Source organism: Nitrosomonas aestuarii (assembly GCF_003046585.1).
Taxonomy (GTDB): domain Bacteria; phylum Pseudomonadota; class Gammaproteobacteria; order Burkholderiales; family Nitrosomonadaceae; genus Nitrosomonas; species Nitrosomonas aestuarii.
In genome coordinates, this window is sequence record NZ_QAAE01000011.1 from 15,661 (window position 1) to 38,664 (window position 23,004).

The 23,004-nt window shown below is 44.7% G+C and carries 18 protein-coding genes and 1 riboswitch; of the genes, 12 read left to right on the forward strand and 6 right to left on the reverse strand.

The window, feature by feature from the left end; all coding sequences use genetic code 11:
* Window positions 1-109 precede the first annotated feature (109 nt).
* Window positions 110-571 (forward strand): peroxiredoxin, encoded by a 462-nt coding sequence (locus C8R11_RS10325; RefSeq protein WP_107795627.1) that lies wholly within the window; start codon window positions 110-112, stop codon window positions 569-571.
* A 29-nt stretch (window positions 572-600) separates the two neighbouring features.
* Here C8R11_RS10325 and C8R11_RS10330 read toward each other — a convergent pair whose 3' ends face one another.
* The 5 genes from C8R11_RS10330 to C8R11_RS10350 all read right to left on the reverse strand — a co-directional run bounded on the left by C8R11_RS10330 (window position 601) and on the right by C8R11_RS10350 (window position 7,170).
* On the reverse strand, window positions 601-1,587 hold the full coding sequence (locus tag C8R11_RS10330) for a malate dehydrogenase (protein WP_090698498.1): 987 nt from the start codon (window positions 1,585-1,587) through the stop codon (window positions 601-603).
* 278 nt (window positions 1,588-1,865) lie between these two features.
* Window positions 1,866-2,309 carry a DUF4124 domain-containing protein gene (locus tag C8R11_RS10335; RefSeq protein WP_107795628.1) on the reverse strand — a complete coding sequence of 148 codons (444 nt, stop codon included), beginning with the start codon at window positions 2,307-2,309 and terminating at the stop codon, window positions 1,866-1,868.
* 308 nt (window positions 2,310-2,617) lie between these two features.
* Complete coding sequence (locus C8R11_RS10340) at window positions 2,618-3,418, reverse strand: formate/nitrite transporter family protein (protein WP_107795629.1); 801 nt, start codon at window positions 3,416-3,418, stop codon at window positions 2,618-2,620.
* A gap of 11 nt (window positions 3,419-3,429) precedes the next feature.
* Window positions 3,430-4,662, reverse strand: a complete 1,233-nt coding sequence (hemW, locus tag C8R11_RS10345; RefSeq protein WP_181258233.1) for a radical SAM family heme chaperone HemW — start codon at window positions 4,660-4,662, stop codon at window positions 3,430-3,432.
* 9 nt (window positions 4,663-4,671) lie between these two features.
* Window positions 4,672-7,170, reverse strand: coding sequence for an ABC transporter permease (locus C8R11_RS10350; RefSeq protein WP_107795631.1), 2,499 nt, complete (start codon window positions 7,168-7,170; stop codon window positions 4,672-4,674).
* Between the two features lie 322 nt (window positions 7,171-7,492).
* On the opposite strand from C8R11_RS10350, the gene C8R11_RS10355 reads away from it, so the two are divergent.
* The 11 genes from C8R11_RS10355 (at window position 7,493) to C8R11_RS10405 (ending at window position 21,454) form a co-directional block, all read left to right on the forward strand.
* Complete coding sequence (locus tag C8R11_RS10355) at window positions 7,493-7,873, forward strand: hypothetical protein (RefSeq protein ID WP_146159103.1); 381 nt, start codon at window positions 7,493-7,495, stop codon at window positions 7,871-7,873.
* 223 nt (window positions 7,874-8,096) lie between these two features.
* Window positions 8,097-8,234, forward strand: a riboswitch (guanidine-I (ykkC/yxkD leader).
* A 92-nt stretch (window positions 8,235-8,326) separates the two neighbouring features.
* Window positions 8,327-9,787 (forward strand): APC family permease, encoded by a 1,461-nt coding sequence (locus tag C8R11_RS10360; protein ID WP_107795633.1) that lies wholly within the window; start codon window positions 8,327-8,329, stop codon window positions 9,785-9,787.
* Window positions 9,787-10,518, forward strand: a complete 732-nt coding sequence (locus C8R11_RS10365) for an urea amidolyase associated protein UAAP1 (RefSeq protein ID WP_107795634.1) — start codon at window positions 9,787-9,789, stop codon at window positions 10,516-10,518. Before C8R11_RS10360 ends, C8R11_RS10365 begins: the two co-directional genes overlap by 1 nt.
* The gene (locus tag C8R11_RS10370) at window positions 10,515-11,174 is read left to right on the forward strand and encodes an urea amidolyase associated protein UAAP2 (RefSeq protein WP_107795635.1); all 660 of its coding nucleotides are present in this window, start codon (window positions 10,515-10,517) and stop codon (window positions 11,172-11,174) included. Before C8R11_RS10365 ends, C8R11_RS10370 begins: the two co-directional genes overlap by 4 nt.
* A gap of 62 nt (window positions 11,175-11,236) precedes the next feature.
* Window positions 11,237-14,878 (forward strand): urea carboxylase, encoded by a 3,642-nt coding sequence (gene uca / locus C8R11_RS10375; RefSeq protein WP_107795636.1) that lies wholly within the window; start codon window positions 11,237-11,239, stop codon window positions 14,876-14,878.
* 3 nt (window positions 14,879-14,881) lie between these two features.
* Window positions 14,882-16,702 carry an allophanate hydrolase gene (gene atzF / locus C8R11_RS10380; protein WP_107795637.1) on the forward strand — a complete coding sequence of 607 codons (1,821 nt, stop codon included), beginning with the start codon at window positions 14,882-14,884 and terminating at the stop codon, window positions 16,700-16,702.
* Between the two features lie 83 nt (window positions 16,703-16,785).
* The gene (gene bioB, locus C8R11_RS10385) at window positions 16,786-17,763 is read left to right on the forward strand and encodes a biotin synthase BioB (RefSeq protein WP_107795638.1); all 978 of its coding nucleotides are present in this window, start codon (window positions 16,786-16,788) and stop codon (window positions 17,761-17,763) included.
* Between the two features lie 396 nt (window positions 17,764-18,159).
* A complete protein-coding gene (locus C8R11_RS10390) occupies window positions 18,160-18,852 on the forward strand; it encodes a YceH family protein (RefSeq protein ID WP_107795639.1) in 693 nt (230 codons plus the stop codon).
* A 68-nt stretch (window positions 18,853-18,920) separates the two neighbouring features.
* Window positions 18,921-19,817: a DMT family transporter gene (locus tag C8R11_RS10395; RefSeq protein ID WP_107795640.1), complete on the forward strand. Its 897-nt coding sequence runs from the start codon at window positions 18,921-18,923 to the stop codon at window positions 19,815-19,817.
* Window positions 19,818-20,006: 189 nt separating this feature from the next.
* Window positions 20,007-20,408: a chemotaxis response regulator CheY gene (gene cheY / locus C8R11_RS10400; RefSeq protein WP_090698468.1), complete on the forward strand. Its 402-nt coding sequence runs from the start codon at window positions 20,007-20,009 to the stop codon at window positions 20,406-20,408.
* 47 nt (window positions 20,409-20,455) lie between these two features.
* Complete coding sequence (locus tag C8R11_RS10405) at window positions 20,456-21,454, forward strand: protein phosphatase CheZ (protein WP_244907631.1); 999 nt, start codon at window positions 20,456-20,458, stop codon at window positions 21,452-21,454.
* Window positions 21,455-21,495: 41 nt separating this feature from the next.
* On the opposite strand, the gene rng is transcribed toward C8R11_RS10405, so the two are convergent.
* The gene (gene rng / locus C8R11_RS10410; RefSeq protein WP_107795641.1) at window positions 21,496-22,950 is read right to left on the reverse strand and encodes a ribonuclease G; all 1,455 of its coding nucleotides are present in this window, start codon (window positions 22,948-22,950) and stop codon (window positions 21,496-21,498) included.
* Window positions 22,951-23,004 lie beyond the last annotated feature (54 nt).

Consider the following 23,004-nt stretch of genomic DNA (forward strand, 5'->3'; position numbering starts at 1 on the left):
ACTACATTCTTTTTAGAATGTAGTTTGGGAAATATTCATTTCACAAATGTTTTGTATTGCTACTTGAATACACCTAACTTCAATCAAACTTTTTTAATATCCAAACTTAATGCCAGCAATTGATAAACCTGCACCTGATTTTCAATTACCTAGTACCGATGGTAAAACCTTTACTCAATCTGAAATGAATGGCAAGCATCTTGTCATTTATTTTTATCCAAAAGATAACACACCCGGATGTACCACAGAAGGGGAAAATTTTCGGGATAACTACGAGGCCTTTAAAGATTTGAATTGTCTTGTTTTTGGGGTTTCACGAGATAGCATGAAGTCCCATGAGAATTTTAAAGAAAAAATGAAGTTTCCTTTTGAACTTCTCAGTGATGTAGATGAAGTGGCCTGTAAACTGTTTGATGTTATTAAGATGAAGAATATGTATGGCAAGCAGGTTCGGGGTATTGAGCGAAGCACCTTTGTTATTGATATGAATGGAATCCTAAGGAAGGAATGGCGCGGTGTCAAAGTTCCTGGTCATGTAGAAGAAGTGCTGGCCTTTGTTAAATCACTTTAATGAAGAATCAATAGTTATTTCCTTGTAGGTTAAACCAATAAATGTTTGATCGCATTTTGCTCAGCGATCAGCTCTTCATAGCTTTTTTGCATTTTATTCCTGTCATAATCGCTTAGATTAAGTCCCTGCACAATTTTATAGCTGCCATTCTGGCAAGTTACCGGAAAGCTGTAAATGACCCCTTCAGGTATACCATAGCTTCCATCCGATAAAATACCCATCGAAGTCCAATCATTTTTTCTGGTTCCAAAAATCCAATCCTGCATATGATTAATAATTGCATTTGCAGCACTTGCGGCACTGGATCTGCCGTGCCGCGCTTCGATGATTGCCATGCCGCGTTTTTGTACAGTCGGGACAAAGCTGTTATCAATCCAGTCGTTGTCAGCTATAAGTGATCTGACAGATTGGTTGTCAATTTCTGCGTGATTTAAGTCGGGATACTGTGTGTTAGAGTGATTACCCCAGACAACCATTTTTTTAATACTAGTGACCGGTCTGGATAGTTTCTGAGCAACTTGCGATAAAGCACGGTTATGGTCGAGTCTCAACATCGCTGAAAAATTTTCAGGATTAAGGCTGGGCGCATTATTTAAAGTGATGTAAGCATTAGTATTAGCCGGATTACCAACAACTAACACTTTAACATGCTTGTTAGCAACAGCATTCAGTGCTTTACCTTGCTCAATAAAAATCGGGCCATTTGCTTCCAACAAATCTTTGCGCTCCATATTTTCACCGCGCGGTCGCGCGCCTACCAGCAAAGCGATGTCTGCATCCTGGAAGGCCACAAGTGGATCATCAGTGGTTATGAGTTCGGTCAATAGCGGAAAGGCACAGTCCTGCATCTCCATTACCAAGCCGTCAAAAAGCGGACGGGCATTAGGAATGTCTAGTAATTGTAAAATGATAGGTTGGTCTTTGCCGAGCATGTCACCTGCGGCGATGCGAAACAACAGGCTATAACATATCTGTCCTGTTGCACCAGTGACCGAAATTCGAATTGGCGATTTCATTTTTTTCAATCCTTGAGAACTCTCCGTAGACTGTCAAATTGACAGTACATGAGAAAATTGACTGAGGATTATACTTGTAATCAGTGTCTCAAGGAAGACTGGATAAGCAATATGCACTTAATCCGATAGTTTAAATTGGGTTGATATGATGAAATAAACAATTTCAAATTCAATCGCACAAGTTTAAGTGTTTGTTTAAAAGGCATCCTTTATGGTCATGTGTTTTTGAACAAATAACATCTGGGTTAGTTTACTGCTTCTAAGAAATAAATTTGCAATTAGCGACATTTACTGTGAATCTCTTTTGACAAGTCGTATTGTAAGTGTCCATAGTAACCTGTAAACAGGGGCGCACCGTAAATCGAGTATTGCCATAGATTATATAACTGTATGTCAGTCATGAGGTTTCGCAAGTGGTTACAATGATTTTTTGTTTCCAACGCTTGTGCTTTAGATCTTTCTTGTATACCTTGTTGTTGGATACGTTGTAAATTTTTTTGTCTTAATTCCTGCAATTTTCTGACCATTGCTTCTTGCTTTTGCTGCTCCGTAGTTTCTAAGGCTTCAGGAAGTTCTGTTAAATCGGAAACCATGGCACCTGGTACAGGTGTTTTGCTATATTGAATCTGTCCCCAGGGATCGCTCCATTGATAAATCGTATCTGCAATAGTGTTCGTTGCAGCGTAAAAAAGAAGATGACTGGCCACAATAAATTTAATCATTAATCTTCATGGATAGTATTTGATTGAGTAATCATGGCGGATTCGAGTAATTCAGCAATTAGATGACGCATGACCAAATAATCAATACCATTTGCTATCACAGTTGCTTAAGATTCATTATTAAGTTGATGGAGAATCAATAATAACAACTTATCACAAACGTTTTTAGTAATTACATATTCAGTTAGAGGCTATTTGCGTCGAGAGGTTCTCCAAATCTACATAGTTTCAATATACTGAGCGTTAACAATTGCTAAGCGATTTAGTATGTGAATCAAAGTCAGATAAAAAGATGTACACACTTACTATCACTTGGGTTCGGATGTTTTGTAAGTCCAGTAAAGCATCAATCCTGTAAAAATCATTCCGCCCACAATGTTACCGGTTATTACAGGCAATCCGTTCCATAACCACCAGTCAGCAATGGAAATATTTGCACCCAACATAATGCCGGCTGGGATCAAAAACATGTTTACGATGGCATGCTCATAGCCCAAGGCGAAAAAAGTCATAATAGGTAACCACATAGCAATAATTTTGCCATTGGTCGTGGTGGATGAAAACGCCATGACAGTACCCAGTGTAACCATCCAGTTACAAAGTAAAGCACTGGTAAAGGCAGTAACAGTGCCGCTCAAACCATATTGCGCATAGCCTATTGTTTTTGTTTCTGCAATATCGATAATACGCAGAGCGGCAGGAATCGTCGCAGGATCGCTATGTCCCATTTGTGTGGTGACAATGTAGTAGAGAAAAGCATAGATCACACCTCCGATTAAATTGCCGAATAATACCCATGTCCAGTTAAAAAGCATTAGGTTCATACGTGTGCGTTTGTCTTTGACCGCTATTGGTATCAGTGCAAAATTGCCGGTTGCCAGTTCAAGGCCAAGGAGTATGATCATAACAAACCCGACCGGAAATACGAGCGCACCCACAATTCCCAGTCCTGTTTGCGTCGTTGTGAGGATAGCCAGTGTGGTGGCATAACCCAGAAAAGCACCGGCCATAAAGCCGCGCAGCAACATATGTTTTACGGGTAGTTTCGCTTTCAGAGCCCCCACCTGTAACATATTCTCAAGAATTTCTTCAGGCTTTATATAGGTCACAGGCTTTTCTCCTAATCATCAATGCGTGAGGATCCGGTTTCAGGTAAGAAAATCTGCAACAGATCATTTAAAAAATGTCTGCCCGTCTGAGTGGGTGCAATGTGAAGATCAGAACGGTGTAATAATCCGCGTTGCTGCGCTTGATCAAGTTGTGAAAGAATGGTGTTAATCGGCAGGCCTGTCCGTTCCTGAAACAAAGCGATTTCAAAACCATCGGTTAAACGCAATGCGTTCATCATAAATTCAAAGCTGCGGTCTGCTTGAGTCAGTGTATGCTGTGTCTGCACAGATGCAGCAGAAGTGACAGAGATTTTTGCAGTTGTCGCAAGATATTCCTTGGGTTGTTTATACCGCATTTGCCGGATAATTTTATTTTCAAAGCTGATTTTGCTATGTGCGCCTGCACCGATACCGAGATAATCGCCAAATAACCAGTAATTATAGTTATGCTGTGAAAATCGCCCTGGTTGGGCAAAAGCTGAAGTCTCATAATGCTGATAATGATGCGCGTTCATGGTTTGTTCGATAATGTGCTGCATTTCAGCGGATTGTTCATCGTCCGGTAACGCAGGCGGATAACGATAAAACAATGTATTGGGTTCTAAGGTTAAATGATAAGCTGATATATGTTCAACACCTAAAGAACAGGCTGTTTCAATGTCTTTTTTCGCTTCGGCCACATCCTGACCGGGCAGCGCATACATTAAATCGAGATTGATATTGTTAAAATGTTTCTGCGCAATTGCTATGGCCTTGTGCGCTTCATGATCGTTATGGACACGTCCTAAAGCCTGCAAATGCTGTGGGTTAAAGCTTTGTATGCCAATCGAAAGACGGTTGATGCCAGCTGTACGAAAGTCGGCAAATTTTTGCGCTTCAAAAGTGCCGGGATTGGCTTCCAATGTGATTTCTGCAGTCGGTTCCAGCGGTAACAACGCCCTGACCGCGACCAGAATCTTTTCAATTGACGTTGCACTGAACATGCTGGGTGTGCCGCCACCGAAAAACACACTGGTTAATTGCCGCCCCCAGATGTTGGGTAATGCGGATTCCAGGTCGCGTATTAATGCGGATACATACGCATCTTCAGGTACTGGGTCTTCTCCACGCACTGCATGAGAATTAAAGTCACAATAAGGGCATTTTTTCAGGCACCATGGGATATGTATGTACAAACTCAGTGGCGGTAAAGACCTGAGTCTGGGTGTGTGCGAACCTGGCTGGGGTACATCTGTTGTTGTCACTAGGATCGGTTATCCAATTTTGCGCAGGGTTAATAAGGGCGGTGTCGTTAATGTAGTACGCGTACCAATCATGCCGGCAGTCAATACGCCGAGGATACCAGTCAATATTCCGGCTATCCAGATAACAGGGTTAAATGTATATGTCAGATGCAAAACATGGCTGCCGATACCATAACCCAGTAAACTGGCGCCTGCAGACGCAAATAATCCGGCTAATCCGCCCAGTATGACAAATTCAGCAGCCCAGGCGCGTGTCAACTGTTTTCGTTTTGCACCAAGGGTGCGAAAAATGGCAGCTTCATAAATGCGTTCATCTTGAGTAGCCGCAATTGCTGCATAAAGAACAATAAAACCAGCAAGTAAAGTGAAGAGAAAAACAAACTCAATGGCGCGGGATACTTGCTGAATCATCTCCTGCACCTGTTTTACAACCGCAGCAACGTCAATAACCAATATGTTTGGGTATTCTCCGACCAGTTCTTGTATCATTTTGCTCTCAGATGCAGGAAGATAAAAACTAGTGATATAGTTGACCGGATAGTTTTCCAGAAAACCGGGTGGCGCGACGACAAAGAAATTCACACGAAAGGAATCCCATTCAACATTTCGCAAGCTGGTGATCTTGGCTGAAAAACTACTGCCGGCTATATCATAGGTTAACTGGTCGCCGAGCTTTACTCGTAAAGTTCTGGCAATGCCTTCTTCAAGCGACAGTACAGCTTCCATGTGTTTCTCATCGTTGTGCCACCAGTCGCCTTGGAGGATCTGATTGTCATGTGGCAGTTCATCCATCCATGACAGATTAAAATCGCGTCTGATATGATTGGCTGCATGCGGATCATCATAATCGTCCGGCGTTATTTTTTTACCATTAATTTCAACTAGGCGTCCGCGCACCATTGGAAAAACAGGTGGTTGACCAATATCGTACTGGCTGAAAAGATTTTCCAGCAATGGCAGTTGATCGGGTTGGATATTGACTAAAAAGTGGTTCGGCGCATCAGGCGGCAGCGTTGTGTGCCAGTCTTCAATCAAATCATCCTGCACTAAAGTTAAGACAAGTAATGCCATAAATCCCAGCCCTAATGAAACGACTTGAACAATACTGGAAACAGCGCGCCGACGGATATTTGCAAGTCCATATCGCCAGGCGCCGCCTGCCTGATGCCGCAAGCCGGACATTGCTTTGACCAGAAGCCAGCCAATCAGCCCAAAGATTGCAACAGCACTCACGAACCCTGCGATGATATAAAAACCCAACTTCAGATCGCCGGCTTTCCACAAAAATAACAGCGATAACGCGGTCAGGCCGAGCAGGTATGCTGTAACACTATGCGTGTTAGGTAATCCGATGTCCCGGCGTAAAACGCGCAATGCCGGAACACTGCGTAAATTAAGGATGGGGGGGAGCGCGAATCCGAGGAGCAATACTATGCTCACCAGAAAACCATGTGCGGCGGGTAACCAGGTCGGCATTGGCATTGTGGTATCAGCTAGTTCGGAAAGCCAGTTAGATAGAATTTCCTGCGCCGCATATGCAATCAAACAACCTAAGGCACTGGCAACAATACCCAGCGCCAAAAAATAGAATGCGTAGAGATTGAATAATCCACTTTGGCTGGCGCCCATGCTGCGCATGATGGCGCAGCCATCCAGATGGCGTTGTGTGAAACGGCGTACCGATAACGCAATTGCGGCTGCGGCCAGAACAACACTGACAAGGGCGGCCAGATTCAAGAATTTTTCAGCACGTTCAAGTGCTGCTTTTATTTCAGGCCTTGCATCACGTATGCCTTCGATTCTTTCAACGGTTGTTTTCTGTTTCTCGGCCCAGTTTCGATAAGCCTCTACCGCGGTAAAATCACCCGCAATTAATAACTGATAGGTTACACGACTGCCTTCCTGAACAAGTTGGGTTGCGGGTAAATCAGCAGCATTAATCATGACGCGGGGTGCCATATTGATAAAGCCGACAGAATGATCGGGTTCACGCATGATCAATGCTGCAGCGGTAAGTTGAATAGCCCCAATTTCCAGCAGATCACCGCGTCTGAGATCCATGTGCGTCAACATTCTTTCGTCTACCCAAAGTGTGCCGGATGAGGGTATTTGAGTGGCAGCCCGGTTCTCCGGTTCGGTGGAAGTGCCTGCGAGATAAAGTTTACCGCGCAAGGGGTAGCCGTCCGTAACCGCTTTAACCTGAACGAGTTGGTTGGCATCGCCATTGGAAACCATGCTGGGAAATTGTGTGACCGATGCGGTTTTGAGACCGCGACGTTGCGCTTCGAGCGCGTATTGTTCAGAGAGCGGACGGGTTGAAATAATCAGTAAATCCGCTCCCAGTAATTGATTACTTTCCTGGGATAATGTTTTGTCTACACGATCTGCAAAAAAACCGACCGTCGTCATACCGCTGACCGCAATAATGAGCGCAAGCACCAGAACATACAATTCACCTGCGCGCCAATCGCGACGCAACATCAATAAAGATAATCTAAAATAACGCATCAAAATGCCTACTCGATGTTAATTGAAAGTCAATCAATGTGCCCTTGCCCTGAATGTTGTGCCGTGGCACTATATTTCAGATATCGATCTTAAAACTGGATCGGATTGATTGTTCTATGGATTAAGGAGTTCTCAGCACATATCAAAATCTATTTGAATCTGACAGGTATAGAAACTTTGTAATAGTCAACGTTAAAACACAAAAGCATGATTATAAATCAGATTGCTATAGGAGTGATACGTGACTGATGACAAGACTGTCAGAAACAGAGGAAATTGGAGAGATTGGATATATTAAGCAGGCTCTGCTTCAGCGATCAGTTTGATTCGCACCACCATGGGATTGGTTGATGGAGCCTTCGAAAAGCATCGTACCAAAGTAATGCGACTTTGTGAATCAGGTACTTTCGGTTTTTTAACATACTGGGTATTTAAGTCAGTGTACGTATCGGTTGCCGTGACTGCGCAAGCTACACAGGCGATTAAGCAATACAGCAGCTACTTGAATTTCACCGTGCGACTGCTCGACATTTTGAAAACCCGCATGGGCAGATACTATGAAGCCGCGCTGGACACTTCAGCCGCGGCAGGATTTAAGGAACTGACTGAGTCGCCAGTTCTGTGGAAAAATCTTAAACCGGAACAAAAAGCCTTGGCACAGCTGTTGCTGGGCCAAATCGACTCAATACAGGGCAAAATCTGATACAGGCGTTACAGGCATTGGAAAGTCTGGTCGATAGTCCGGGTTTGCCCAGTAAACTGGATGGTTGGAAAGCGCTGACCAGGAAAATGAATGAGTCTGGTTTACCTGATCAATCGTAATGAGTTTGTTGATAGACGTTTCATTGGGTTGCTGTTTTAGCTGATGTTTTTATTGGTTGATTTATTTTTAAAGTTTTGCTAGGCTACAAAGCAATGATGTTTAGTCATTGGGAAACTAGGGTTCCGGCCTCAAATGGAAGTTAGCAGTTAGAGGCGACTGGTTCGAGAGTTTCCGGTCTTGTTTTAATGATCTCATTTCAGGTCTTAACGAGGCTCCACGGAGGGATAAAAGCCCGGGAGATAAGCGTGTGTATGCTGTTGTATGTTGCGGGCATATTTACACATTTAATTCCCGTTTTGCGGTTTATATCCGTTTCGTTAAGGAGTTTGCGTTATGTCGGTTTCATCACAGAAAAAAAATTCATATCAGGACATGCAGGCACCGCCTGAAATGCTGCATCGCAGCATGGGTGTCTGGCACAGTTTTACCCTGGGTTTTGCGGTTGTATCGCCCGTAGTCGGACTTTATGCCATTATCGGCGTCCAGACAACTGTAACCGGTGGCGGCTGGTTCGCCGCATTGCTCATTTGCCTTGTCATGCAACTGCTGGTTGCAACTGTTTATGCAGAGTTGTCGTCTCAATTTCCGATTGCTGGCGGCGCTTACAAGTGGGCGCGACAGTTGGGTGGTGTTACCGCAGGACAATATGCAGGCGTCATCTATGTCAGTTCCACCATCGCCATGTTGACGACAACGGCTTATACCGGCGGTATCTGGCTTGCAACTTTCTGGGGATCGGTCGGTGGCGGCGGACCCATGATGGTATTCTGGGGAGCAGTTTTCTTGTTGCTTTGCATGTTGCTGAATCTGGCACATGTTAACGTATTCAAATCAATCATCGCGTTAGGTGTTTATGCCGAATTTATCGGCTCATTTGGCATTGCAGTGCTGCTGTTTTTCTTTTTCCGTCAGCATGGTTTCTCGGAACTGTTTCAGCACATGGGCACCGGTACCGCACCAACGGAAATGGCGGCTTTTATGACGGCGCTGGCTATCGCCGGCTGGGCGTTTATTGGATTTGACGCTTGTTCCACCACGGCTGAAGAAACGCATAATCCCAAACGCATGGTGCCACGGGCAATTTTTCTCGCACTGAGTGCTGTGGGTACCGTGGTATTGTTCAATTCCGCTTCGTTAATTCTTGCCTTCGATCACGATACGCTGGTCAATACCAGTAAAACAGCCGATCCGGTAACGCCATTGATTGCTGAAAGCTTCGGCGACTGGGTTGAAAAGCCTTTTTCAGCCATCGTGATGATCGCTTTTCTTGCCTGTGGTGCATCGGTTGTAAAATATACGTCACGTATCATCTTTTCCATGTCTCGCGAAGGCAATATGCCATCCATGCTATCCCACGTTACGGCCGACAAAACGCCACGTAATGCAGTATTGTTCACGGTAACCATGGCGGGACTCGGTTTGTTGCTGGGACTCAATGACGGTGCTGTGGCGACAGTGATTGCCTTTGGCACGGGCGGTTTATATGCCATGTTCGCGATGACTACCGGTGTTGGCTTATTTACCCGACTAACCGGACGATGGAATCCCGCGCTTGGTGAGCTGAAACTTGGTGTGTGGGGATTGGTGATCAATGCGGTGGCTTTTGTCTGGTCGTTATTTGAACTGATTAATATTGCCTGGCCGCGGTCTTATGCGGTTTCAGCGGATGCGCCCTGGTGGCAGTTATGGGCGATACCGCTGGTATTAGGGAGCATTCTGGGTGTGACTACAGTGTACATTCTGATCAATAAAGTGCGTAAAAATAAAGCAACCGGTTTTAAAAGGAGACAGTGATGAATCAAGACAATATATTTCTTTGGCAGGAACATGTGCCGGGCGGATGCCACTGGTCGGGAATCGTGCGCCGCGGTACGACATTGCGTATGACTGATTTGGACGGTGGTGCCAATGCTGCGGTACTGTTCTATAACCGGGAAGAAAAGCTTGAACGTTACAACATGGCCGATACACTGAAGTCACAGCATACTTTTTATTTGACCGTGGGTCATGCCTGCCATTCCGATATGGGGCGAATATTTTGCTGTATTACTGCCGATTCTGGTGGCTGGAACGATACAGTTTGCGGTTTGAGCGACGCTGCGCTAATCCAGCAGAAATATGGTATTGCACGCTATCAGGAACACCGCAACCAGATGCATCGCAGCGGCCTGGAGGGTTTGTTGATCGAGCTGGGTAAATGGGGACTCAGTCGACGCGACATAGTTTCCAATATTAATTTTTTCAGCAAGGTTACTGCTGACGCTGCAGGAGATCTGACGTTTCACGCCTACAGCAATAATGCTGGAGACTATGTTGATTTGAGTTTTGAGATGGATACGCTGATGGTGTTGTCAACAGCACCGCATCCAATGGATACGGCTGAATCCTACCAGCCGGGTGCAGTGAATCTGGCATTGTTTACGACGCCGCCTGAGACCACTGATGCATGTGCGCGTATTGCTGAAAACATACGGGGTCTGCAAAATACGCAACGTTTTTACGCTTGCTGCGGAGGTGAAATATGAACATGCACAATCTGACTGAAAGTGTGCTTGATCCCAATCAGGCTATGACGAATGAAGTGTGTGCAGCCGGAGAGCCGTGGGTTAAACAGGTGAATAAAGGGCAGACTTTCAGAATTGTTGATCTGGAAGGCAACCAGGCGGTTGATACCTTATTCTTTAATGCTAAACATGCTTTGGAGCGCTACAGCGCTACAGATACGATACGCCGGCAGAATAGACTCTATCTGACCACAGACAGCAAACTATACTCGAATTTCGGTAATGTGATGCTGACCATCGTGGCAGACACATGCGGACGCCACGATACGCTGGGCGGGGCTTGCGCCGCAGAGAGCAATACCGTTCGTTATGCATTGGAAAAATATCCCATGCACAGTTGCCGTGATAATTTTCTGCATGCACTTGCGCATGATCCACTATGCGAACAACTGGGCATGAGCAAACGCGATTTGCCGAGCAATATTAATTTTTTCATGAATGTTCCGGTGACTGAAAATGGTGAACTTGAATTTGTCGACGGCCTTTCCGCGCCCGGTAAATATGTCGAGATGCGTGCCGAGATGGATGTCATGGTATTGATCTCGAACTGTCCGCAGCTCAATAACCCATGCAATGCTTATAATCCCACACCCATTCGTTTGTTGATCTGGGATTAATATAGTTGCGTCAATGAGTTGTCAATAAATGTCGCTTGAATGAATTGACTGAGGGGTTGAGTATGTTTAAAAAAGTATTGATTGCCAATCGTGGCGCAATTGCCTGTCGGATTATACGGACGCTACGCCGTATCAATGTAAAAAGTGTTGCGGTATATACAGATGCCGATGAATTGTCGCGGCATGTTTTGGAAGCGGATGAAGCGTATTGTATTGGCAGTGGTGCAGTGGCTGACAGTTATTTATGTACAGATAAAATACTGGAAGTTGCTCAGCAGGCGGGTGCACAGGCGATTCACCCCGGATATGGGTTTCTCAGTGAAAATGCGGATTTTGCCGAGCAGTGCGCGGCGCATCATATTTGCTTTATTGGACCCAGTCCGGCGCAAATGCGCACTTTCGGTTTAAAGCACACTGCGCGTGAACTGGCAAAGAAAAATCGGGTGCCGCTGCTGCCTGGTACAGATCTTCTGGATAGCCTTGATGAGGCGTTGCATGCGGCAGCACATATCGGTTTTCCGGTCATGCTGAAAAGCACTGCCGGCGGTGGCGGTATCGGTATCCGTTTATGCTGGAACAAAGAAGAATTAATTGAATCTTACGATGCAGTCAAATATCTGGCGCAGAATAATTTTAAAGATGCCGGTCTGTTCCTGGAGAAATTTGTTGAAAATGCGCGCCATATCGAGGTGCAGATTTTTGGTGACGGCAAGGGCGACGTAATTGCGTTAGGTGAACGTGATTGTTCGATGCAGCGGCGTAATCAGAAAGTGGTTGAAGAAACGCCTGCACCGAATCTTGCATCCGATGTTCGCCAAGCTTTACTGGAAGCTGCTGTAAGGCTTGGTAAGTCAGTTAACTATCAATCCGCCGGGACAGTGGAATATATTTTTGATGCATCCAGCAATGCATTTTATTTTCTGGAGGTCAATACACGCTTACAGGTTGAGCATGGCGTGACGGAAGCTGTTACAGGGGTTGACCTGGTGGAATGGATGGTGCGCCAGGCTGCAGGAGACATGCCACCGTTAAATTCATTTGAGATTGCGCTATCCGGTTGGGCCATGCAGGTGCGCGTCTATGCCGAAAATCCAACCAAGGAGTTTCAACCTTCGAGCGGTACGCTCACGGAAGCTAAATTTCCTGTCATAGCCCGTGTTGAAACCTGGGTGGAGCGTGGTGTCGAAATTTCTCCATTCTATGATCCAATGCTGGCAAAAATTATTGTGCATGCACCGGAACGCGATGAAACAATCGACTGCCTGTTTAACGCACTCGATAAGACGTCGCTACATGGAATTGAAACCAATCTGGATTATCTAAAACAAATACTGCGCAGCACCGCATTTCATGAAGGAAAACACAATACCAATTTTTTAAATGGCTTTCATTATATTGCACAAACAATTGATGTATTGAGTCCCGGTGTACAAACCACGATACAAGATTATCCTGGACGGCTTGGATATTGGCATATTGGTGTACCGCCTTCAGGGCCTATGGATTCATACGCATTTCGCTTGGCTAATCGTCTGGTAGATAATGCTGAAGACAAAGCAGGACTCGAAATTACCCTTGCGGGCCCGACATTAAAATTCAACTGTGACAGCATTATTGCAGTTGCTGGTGCATCAATTGATGTACGCCTCGATGGAGAATCGCTGGCGCTCTGGCAACCACATCAAATTAAAGCAGGCGCGGTACTTCAATTTGGAAAAACTGGTGATCATGGTTGCCGGGCATATCTTGCAGTTCAAGGCGGTTTTCAGGTGGCTGATTACTTGGGGAGCAAATCAACTTTTACGCTGGGTCAGTTTGGCGGGCATGCCGGGCGTGTATTACGTAGCGGCGATGTATTGCATATTCCGGCAAAGCAGGATTATACACCTCAACCACTGCCGCAAGAACTGATTCCACACTATACCGACAATTGGGATATCGGTGTGCTATATGGTCCGCATGGTGCGCCTGATTTTTTTACGGATGCGGATATGCGTAATTTTTTTGCAACCGGGTGGAACGTGCACCATAATTCCAGTCGAACCGGCGTACGTTTACTCGGACCGAAGCCACAATGGGCACGCAGCGATGGTGGCGAAGCCGGGCTGCACCCGTCCAATATTCACGACAATGCTTATGCAGTCGGTGCAGTGGATTTTACCGGTGACATGCCGGTGATTTTAGGGCCGGATGGCCCCAGTCTGGGTGGTTTTGTCTGTCCGGTAACAATTGTACAAGCGGAATTGTGGAAATTGGGACAACTCAAACCTGGCGATACCATACGATTTAATCTGTTATCGATGGAACAAGCACTGGTTTTGGAAAAACACCAGAATGCATCCATTCAGGAGCTGCGTCCGCTAACGGCACCTGCGCCAGTATCAGCGGCTCTCTCAACACAGTCAAAGGCGGGTACCCAGAAGCTGGGTAGCCCTGTGCTACATACGATTCCAGAAAGCGAACAATCAGTGCAGGTTGCTTATCGCCAGTCCGGTGATAAAAATTTGCTGGTTGAATACGGCCCGTTGGTGCTTGATTTAAATCTTCGCTTTCGCGCCCATGCCTTAATGGAATGGATTCAAAGTGCGCTGAATTCAGGTGATTTGTATGGTGTCTTAGATCTGACTCCCGGTATCCGTTCACTACAGATACACTTTGATTCGCAAGCGCTGCCACGTGAACAGTTGCTGGACTTTCTGATTGCTGCGGAATCAAAATTACCGGCGACTGAGGAAATGGAAGTGCCTACTCGTATCGTGCATTTGCCATTATCTTGGGATGATGCGGCAACGCGACTTGCAATCGAGAAATATATGCAGTCAGTGCGTAAGGATGCACCCTGGTGTCCAAGTAACATTGAATTTATTCGCCGTATTAACGGGCTTGACAGTGTCGAAGCGGTGCAACGGATTTTGTTTGAAGCGAGCTATCTGGTCATGGGTCTTGGTGATGTATATCTGGGTGCGCCGGTTGCCACACCCGTAGACCCGCGCCATAGACTGGTTACCACTAAATACAATCCGGCGAGAACATGGACACCCGAGAATGCAGTTGGTATCGGCGGTGCATATTTGTGTGTATATGGCATGGAAGGTCCCGGCGGTTATCAGTTCGTTGGCCGTACGATACAAATGTGGAATCGTTACCTTCAAACTAAAGATTTTGTAGATGGCAAACCCTGGTTGCTGCGCTTTTTTGATCAGATTCGCTTTTATCCGGTGAGTGAAAGCGAGTTATTGACGCTACGAAAAGATTTTGTAACCGGACGATTCAAGCTGCGCGTCGAAGAAGCCACTTTCAGTCTAAAGCAATATAACCGATTTTTGCAGCAAAACGGCACATCCATTAAAGCTTTTAAAGACGGTCAGCAGGCTGCATTTGAAGCCGAACGTGAACGCTGGAAAATAAGCGGCCAAACAGAATATGTCAATGAAGACAGCCTGGAAGAAGCTGATGCTCAGAGCGAGTTGGATATGCCGGAAGGCGCTTGTGTGGTTGGCTCGCATATTACAGGAACGGTCTGGAAAATACTGGTTAAGGAAGGACAGTCGGTAACAGCGGGAGATTCACTCGTTGTCGTTGAATCCATGAAAATGGAATTTTCTGTAGATGCGACAGTAAGCGGCACAGTACGGCAGATTTCGTGTAAAGCGGGTGGCTATGTGTCCACCGGGCAAATGTTGCTGGTGATACAGGAGGATTGAAAAATGCCGAAACTGTTACCGCTTGGGCGTATTACCAATTTATTGCAACGGTATGCCAGAAGTGAATTAAAACCTACTCAGATAGTAGAAGCAATACATACACAGATTACTAACGACGACGATCATGTGTGGATACACAAATTATCGCTTGATACGTTATTGAGCTATGCCCACGATGTTGAATCCAAATCAATGGCGTCATTGCCATTGTATGGAATACCATTTGCAATCAAAGACAATATTGATCTGGCAGGCGTACCCACTACTGCAGCCAATCCAGATTTCTCTTATACACCCGAGCATAGCGCGACAGTTGTACAAAAACTGATTAGTGCGGGCGCCATTCCAATAGGCAAGACCAATCTGGATCAGTTTGCAACGGGGTTGAATGGGACACGATCTCCCTACGGAGCATGCCGCAATGCGTTTAACCCGGAATACATTTCAGGTGGATCAAGCTCAGGCTCAGCTGTTGCGATTGCTAAAGGTTTAGTGTGTTTCAGTCTGGGCACTGACACCGCGGGTTCTGGCAGGGTACCTGCCGCGTTCAATAATATCATTGGCTATAAGCCGACCAGAGGCTGGCTCTCTACCCGCGGTGTCGTACCAGCATGCCGTTCACTGGATTGTGTATCTGTTTTTACATTTACGGCTGAGGATGCGGCACATATATCGGCTGTCGTGACGGATTATGATAACGAAGATATTTATTCCCGGAAACGAAGCACGCGGCAGGTTGATTTTGGACTGATGCAACATTTTCGGTTTGGTGTGCCAAGTGCAAAACAACGCCAATTCTATGGGAATGACGAGAATGAACAGTTATTTAATGTGCATATAGCGCATCTCCAGGGATTGGGTGGTGAAGCGGTAGAAATTGATTTTGCCCCTTTTCTGGAAGCGGCACGCTTACTCTACGAGGGGCCGTGGGTAGGTGAACGATATGCGGCGATTAGAGCATTTTTTAAACTGAATAGCGAGAAAGTTATTTCACCTGTGAGGGAAATTATCGACGGCGCAGAGCAATTTTCAGCTGCAGATGCGTATGACGGCATATATCGGTTACGGACGCTAAAACGCCAGGCGGATCATGTCTGGAGCGATGTTGACTGTTTGGTGACACCCACTGCCGGAACTATTTATACGGTTCGAGCAATGTTACAAGACCCCATACGCCTGAATGCCAACTTGGGTTATTACACAAATTTCATGAATTTACTGGATTATGCAGCAGTAGCAGTACCTGCTGGATTTCAAAGTGATGGCTTGCCTTTTGGAGTAACACTGGCGGCACCGGCGCATCAGGATTATGCGCTTTTGCACCTTGCTGCGCGTATACAGCAAGCTTATCCTTTGCCTCTGGGTGCTACGGGTGTTCGAGATACAGCTCCTCAGATGACTAAAAAATTTTCCAATTTAATGCAGTCTGATTACGTGCGATTGGCTGTTTGTGGGGCACACTTATCCGATTTGCCTCTCAATGGTGAACTCACAAACCGCAAAGGAAAATTACTAACATGTACCCAGACAGCATCGGATTATAAACTCTATGCATTGGCTGAAGAAACACCCAGTCGTCCCGGCATGGTCCGTGTCACTGAAAATGAACAGGGATATGCTATTGAAGTTGAAGTTTGGGAATTGCCCATAAGCGAGTTGGGCAGTTTTATAACAGGCATACCAAAGCCTTTAGGAATAGGCATGATCACCTTATCAAATGGAGAGCATGTACACGGTTTTCTATGTGAGCATTATGCAGTGACGAATGCAACAGATATCAGCCAATTTGGCGGGTGGCGTGCATATTTAGAGCATCTGAGCTGATAATTTTTCCCGATTTGTCATGCATGGTTGTATAGAAAACCTGGAAACAAATCAGAAAAAATATGAACTAATTACCTTCTAACATGACGGATATAAATTTTAAAAAATCAGTGAATATAAGTGAAAAAGAGGCGTGTTGGAGCGTTGCACAGGTTCAATTATTACTTGACTTGCCATTTAATGATCTGATGTATCAAGCACAGTTAGTTCATCGTCAACATCACGATGCTAATGCGGTGCAATTGTCAACGTTAATTTCAGTAAAAACGGGTGGTTGTCCTGAAGATTGTAGTTATTGTCCGCAAGCAGCACGCTACCACACTGAAGTTGAAAATCAGGATCTGCTGTCATTAGATGAAGTCGTTTTAGCAGCAAAAAATGCCAAGTCACAGGGTGCATCCCGATTCTGTATGGGTGCCGCGTGGCGTGGCCCCAAACAGCGCGATATTGTCAAAATGGCAGAAATAGTGAGTGCTGTGAAAGCGCTAGGACTGGAAACTTGCGCTACATTGGGGATGCTGAAGCCAGGGCAGGCTGCACAACTGAGTGATGCGGGCCTGGACTATTACAATCACAATCTTGATACTGCACCTGAAATATACGATGAAATCATTACAACACGGGATTATCAGGATCGCCTGAATACATTACAAGAAGTTCGCGATGCGGGTATTAATGTATGCTGCGGTGGGATTGTCGGTATGGGGGAAACGCGCCAATCACGTGCCGGCTTGATTGCTCAGCTGGCAAATCTGACACCTTATCCCGAATCTGTTCCAATCAACCACCTGGTACAGGTGGAGGGCACACCCTTGTATGGAACAGCGATTCTAGATCCATTTGAATTTGTGCGTACAATCGCGGCAGCAAGGATTACCATGCCTAATGCAATAGTGCGCTTATCTGCTGGTAGACAAGAAATGTCAGAAGCGATACAGGCGTTGTGTTTTTTAGCTGGAGCCAATTCAATTTTTTATGGAGACAAACTACTGACGACTGGCAACCCTGAAGCAAACAGTGACCAGGCATTATTAAAAAAACTGGGACTGCGGTCACTATAAATGCCATTTTTAAGAGCAGCAATAATAATTAATGAGAATAATAAAATTTTTTCCTATAGTTGTCTTTCTGATGAGTACTGTGAACTGATGTGTGGCTTTCCCATCGCATGCTGAGACAATATGGAATTGGCGACGAAATAATGTTCACAATAACTTTTTGTATTGTCGGTTACAGTCTATATGCGGATGAATTAAATATTGTCTTCCATTGAGCGGGCAGGAGTTCAATGATTGTTTCATCAATTTTGTTTCTATCAATATAAATCGTTGATGCAAATTCCAAGTCTCCCAATAATTAAATCTTCTTATTGGGAGATTCAAGTTCAAATAACATCATAAAAGCAATATTGCGATTTAAAATGCTACACTTTTGCATTTTTAGTGGATCATTTGACGATGAACGAATCTTCTCCTCCAGTGTTGTCTGTGCTTGAAACACGAGTGTTAGGTGTGTTGGCTGAAAAGCAGCATACTGTTCCAGATACTTATCCATTAACACTGAATGCACTGGTTGCCGGTTGCAACCAGAAATCCAGTCGCAATCCAATAATGAATGTTTCTCAAATTGAGGTCCAGGCTGCTATCGATAGTTTGAAGCATATGTTATTTGTGATTGAATCCAGCGGTGGGCGTGCAGCACGCTTTGCACATAACATAGAACGGGTACTGAAAATACCGGTACAGTCAGTTGCACTGGTGACAATGCTCATGCTTAGGGGGCCTCAAACAGCTGGTGAATTGCGTATTAATAGTGAACGGATGCACAAGTTTGCGGATATTTCTTCTGTCGAAGCCTTTCTGGATGAACTGGCTGAGCGGGTACCAGACAGTTTGGTGGTCAAGCTGCCGCGCCAGCCCGGCTCACGCGAAAACCGCTGGGCGCATTTGCTGGCTGGTAAGCCTGAAATTAACGAACATGAACATGCGCCGATAGCGGAAAAATATAACCTTACTGAAAACATCATATCCGAGCATGATTTTATTGCGTTGAAATCCGATGTGACTCGACTTGAAGCTGAGGTGATTGCGCTGCGAAGAATCGTTGAAGAATTATCTTCGCAGCCGGTTTCACGTCAAAACGGCAAATGAAACAAAGCATTTGGAAGACATTGCCACGCAGCGTGGGATGTATGCTTGAATTTGTCATTTAATAAATCGTGTTGACTGATCAGCATAAGCAATCCCAATATTTACCTGTCGCAGCGCTGTTATTTGGCGCTTTTGTGTGGGGGATTATCTGGTACCCTATCCGGCTTTTGGAACAAGCAGGGGTCAGTGGGGCAATTGCAACCACTATTACTTATTTTATCGCCCTGATAATGGGATTGACACTGTTTCATGAACATGTACGTCATGCGCGTATTTTCAACGGAAATGCGCATTTGTTATTCTGGATATGTTTCTTCGCCGGTTGGGCGAATATTGCTTATATTCTGGCCGTTATTCTTGGCGAGATTGTGCGCGTACTATTATTGTTTTATCTGGCTCCGTTATGGACGATTTTATTTTCCAGGTTCTTGTTGAATGAACAATTAAGCGTTCAAGGCTATGCCGTTATGGTGTTTGCGGTTATCGGCGCGGCAGTTATGCTTTGGCAACCGGGGACACATATACCATTACCTGGTTCTGAGGGCGACTGGATGGGATTGCTGGGTGGTATTATGTTCGCACTAGTTAATGTTCTCATTCGTAAAGATCAGTCGCACTCCATTCAATTAAAATCAATCGCTATCTGGCTGGGTGCGACTCTGGTTGGGCTCGGCTGCAGCTTTATTCTGGCAACTCCTTTGACGATCTCAGGAATTAATGTATATACATGGCTAATTTTATTGGCAGTTGGCGTACTTATGTTCATATTGAGTATTGTTGTGCAATATGGTCTGACCTATATCCCCGCTAACAGGGCCATCGTTTTTTTAATGTTTGAATTGGTGGTGGCAGCGATAGCAGCTTATCTACTGGCCCAGGAAATTTTAACATGGCGCGAACTTCTTGGTGGAAGCATGATTATTTCTGCCAGCCTGCTTTCTAGGAAGTTAAATCCAATTTCATAACGTGTTGTTCTGAATAACTGGAAATTGATTCCTTCGCCCTGGCTTTAACAAGCTATGTGACAATAAATTAAGTTTCTTTATGATTCGCCGTTAAGTTGGTAATTGGATATGACCTATGTCGATCTGATTCACTCAAAGATTAATTATTGTAGTTGTACTTATTAGAATTGTGTTTATTTGGAGAACAGAATGGCTGACAAAAATTTAAAATTCTTGGTAGTAGATGATTTTTCGACAATGCGTAGAATTGTTCGCAACCTATTGAAAGAGTTGGGATTTATAAATGTAGATGAAGCTGAAGACGGTGCGGTGGCACTACGGAAACTTCAAGACGGTAATTACGATTTTGTGGTGTCTGACTGGAATATGCCCAATATGGATGGGCTCACAATGTTGCAAAGTGTGCGTGCAGACCAGAAATTAAGCAAGATTCCGGTGTTAATGGTGACAGCCGAAGCTAAAAAGGAAAATATTATAGCTGCAGCGCAGGCAGGCGCGAGTGGTTACATCGTAAAGCCATTTACAGCTGCGGTTCTTGATGAAAAATTAAATAAAATTTTTCAGAATATGGAAAGTAAAATATCAGCCTGATGAGCTAAATTGGCGACCAGTTTATAACAAACCAACCGAGTCGAGAAATGAATAATGACGATTCTTTTATACAAGAAGAATTAGATATACAGCATACTAAAACAACGCAAGATATCGAAGCTTTACAGGAGATTGTTAGCACTACTGAGCGGAAAACAATTGAAAAACTGACTGATATGGCTGCGGTTGTAACAGCAGGGGCTGACTCAGATGAAAATAGGCTGCAAAATACATATGTTGAGGTTGACACGGAAAATGAAATAGCGTTGATAGATTTGGCACAAGACCATAATGATTTCAAGGTGATGTCCGACGGTGTCAGCATGGAGACGGTCGATCTAAATATAAATTCAGCTGTTGAAAGTACTTCAGAAGAAGTATTGCCGGAAGCAACTGCAAAGAATTTAGATGCCGATAAAAAAATTATTGATCAGGTAGGTCATTTAACCCGCAATTTGCATAATAGCCTGCGTGAGCTTGGTTATGACAAACGATTGGAATCTTTGGCTTCCGAAGTGCCGGAAGCACAGGATAAACTGACCTATATTGCAGCCAAGACTGAGCAGGCTGCAGATCGAACATTAAACGCGACAGAAATTGCTATGCCAATACAAGAGAGGCTTGCTTTGGAAGCTACGCAACTGTCCGAGAAGTGGAAACATTCGCTTGAAGAACAGAGAGTGCGACCGGATACTGAAAAATTCAAATTGCTGCTTATCGAAACACTCAGTTATATTGATAAGGTGCCTGAACGGACAGACGCTACAAATGCACAGCTAATTGAGATCATGATGGCGCAGGATTTTCAAGATTTAACGGGTCAGGTTATAAAAAAAGTCACACTGATGGTTCAGAGACTTGAATATGATCTTGTGCAGCTTTTATTGGCAAATGTTCACCATGAGGATAGGCAAACATTTTCTAATACGCAGACCACAAAAGACACAGGACTTATGAACGGACCGGTCATAAGCCCGGAAAAGAATCCCGATACGGTCAGCAGCCAGGACCAAGTGGATGATCTTCTGGCAAGTCTCGGTTTCTGATTATAGAAATTTAATTCATTTGTTGGATTGATCACTCGGTTTTACATGATAATCACATCATATTGTTCTTGCGTGTATGATTCTTCAACCTGAAGACTGATGGGCCTGGCGATAAAATCGCCAAGCTGAGCAAGGCTTTGGGATTCCTCGTCAAGAAACAGATCGACAACTTGTTGAGACGCGAGAATACGAAATTCGTTAGCATTAAACTGTCGTGATTCACGCAATAATTCACGGAGAATTTCATAGCAAATAGTTTGAGCAGTTCTGACTTCCCCACGTCCACCGCATGTCGGGCAGGCTTCACATAAAATATGCGATAGGCTCTCGCGCATGCGTTTGCGTGTCATTTCAACAAGTCCAAGTGTACTAAAGCCATTAACAGTCATACGAGTACGATCTTTTGAAAGTGTTTTTTTAAATTCTTTTAGTACCGCGTTCTTATGTTCTTCGGAATCCATATCAATAAAGTCGACAATGATAATTCCGCCAATATTGCGTAAACGAAGCTGTCGCGCTATTACCTGAGCGGCTTCCAGATTTGTTTTGAAAATAGTATCATCAAAATTTCTTACTCCGATGAACCCGCCTGTATTAACATCCATTGTGGTTAATGCTTCAGTCTGGTCAATGATGAGATAACCACCCGATTTTAAATTGACACGTTTTGCCAGAGATTTCTGAATTTCATCCTCTACACCATAAAGATCAAATAATGGGCGTTCGCCGGTATATAACGTAATGCGATCAATCATATTGGGCATATAGCTTCGAGCAAATGTAGCCAATCGCTGGAAGTTTTCGCGAGAGTCTATTTGAATGCTTGCTGTGTTTTCGTTTACAAAGTCACGCAAAACTCTGTGACTTAAATCTAAATCTTGGTATAGCAAAACAGGTTCCGCAACGGTTAAAGCCGTTTCCTGTATATCGTGCCATAGTTTGTGCAGGTATTCGATATCAGCGCGAAGATCATTTTCATCCGCAGCTTCGGCCATTGTCCTGATAATATAGCCGCCTGTTTCCTCATCCCGCAGAACATGCTGAAGCTTTTGACGTAGAATCTCACGTTCTTCATCATCCTCAATTCGCTGGGAAATGCCAATATGGGATTCCTGAGGAAGGTAAACAAGCATTCTTCCAGCCAGGCTTATCTGTGTAGATAGGCGCGCGCCTTTCATTCCAATAGCATCTTTAATGACTTGAACAAGAATACTATTGCCTTCAAAAAGTAACTTCTCGATTGGTTTTGTTGATTCACTGGTGTGGCTTGATTCCCATATGTCGGCCACATGCAGAAAAGCGGCACGTTCCAGTCCAATATCGATAAAAGCGGATTGCATGCCAGGCAAAACCCTGCTGACACGCCCATTATATATGTTACCTACAATTCCGCAGCAGTTTGCACGTTCAACATGAAGTTCTTGTGTAACACCTTGTTCTAGTACGGCAACGCGTGTTTCCTGGGGTGTGATATTTACAAGTATTTCATTATCCATAAACGAAGCAGGCAGTACGAGAAAAGATGAATTCTAATTAATAAAGAAAAAAGT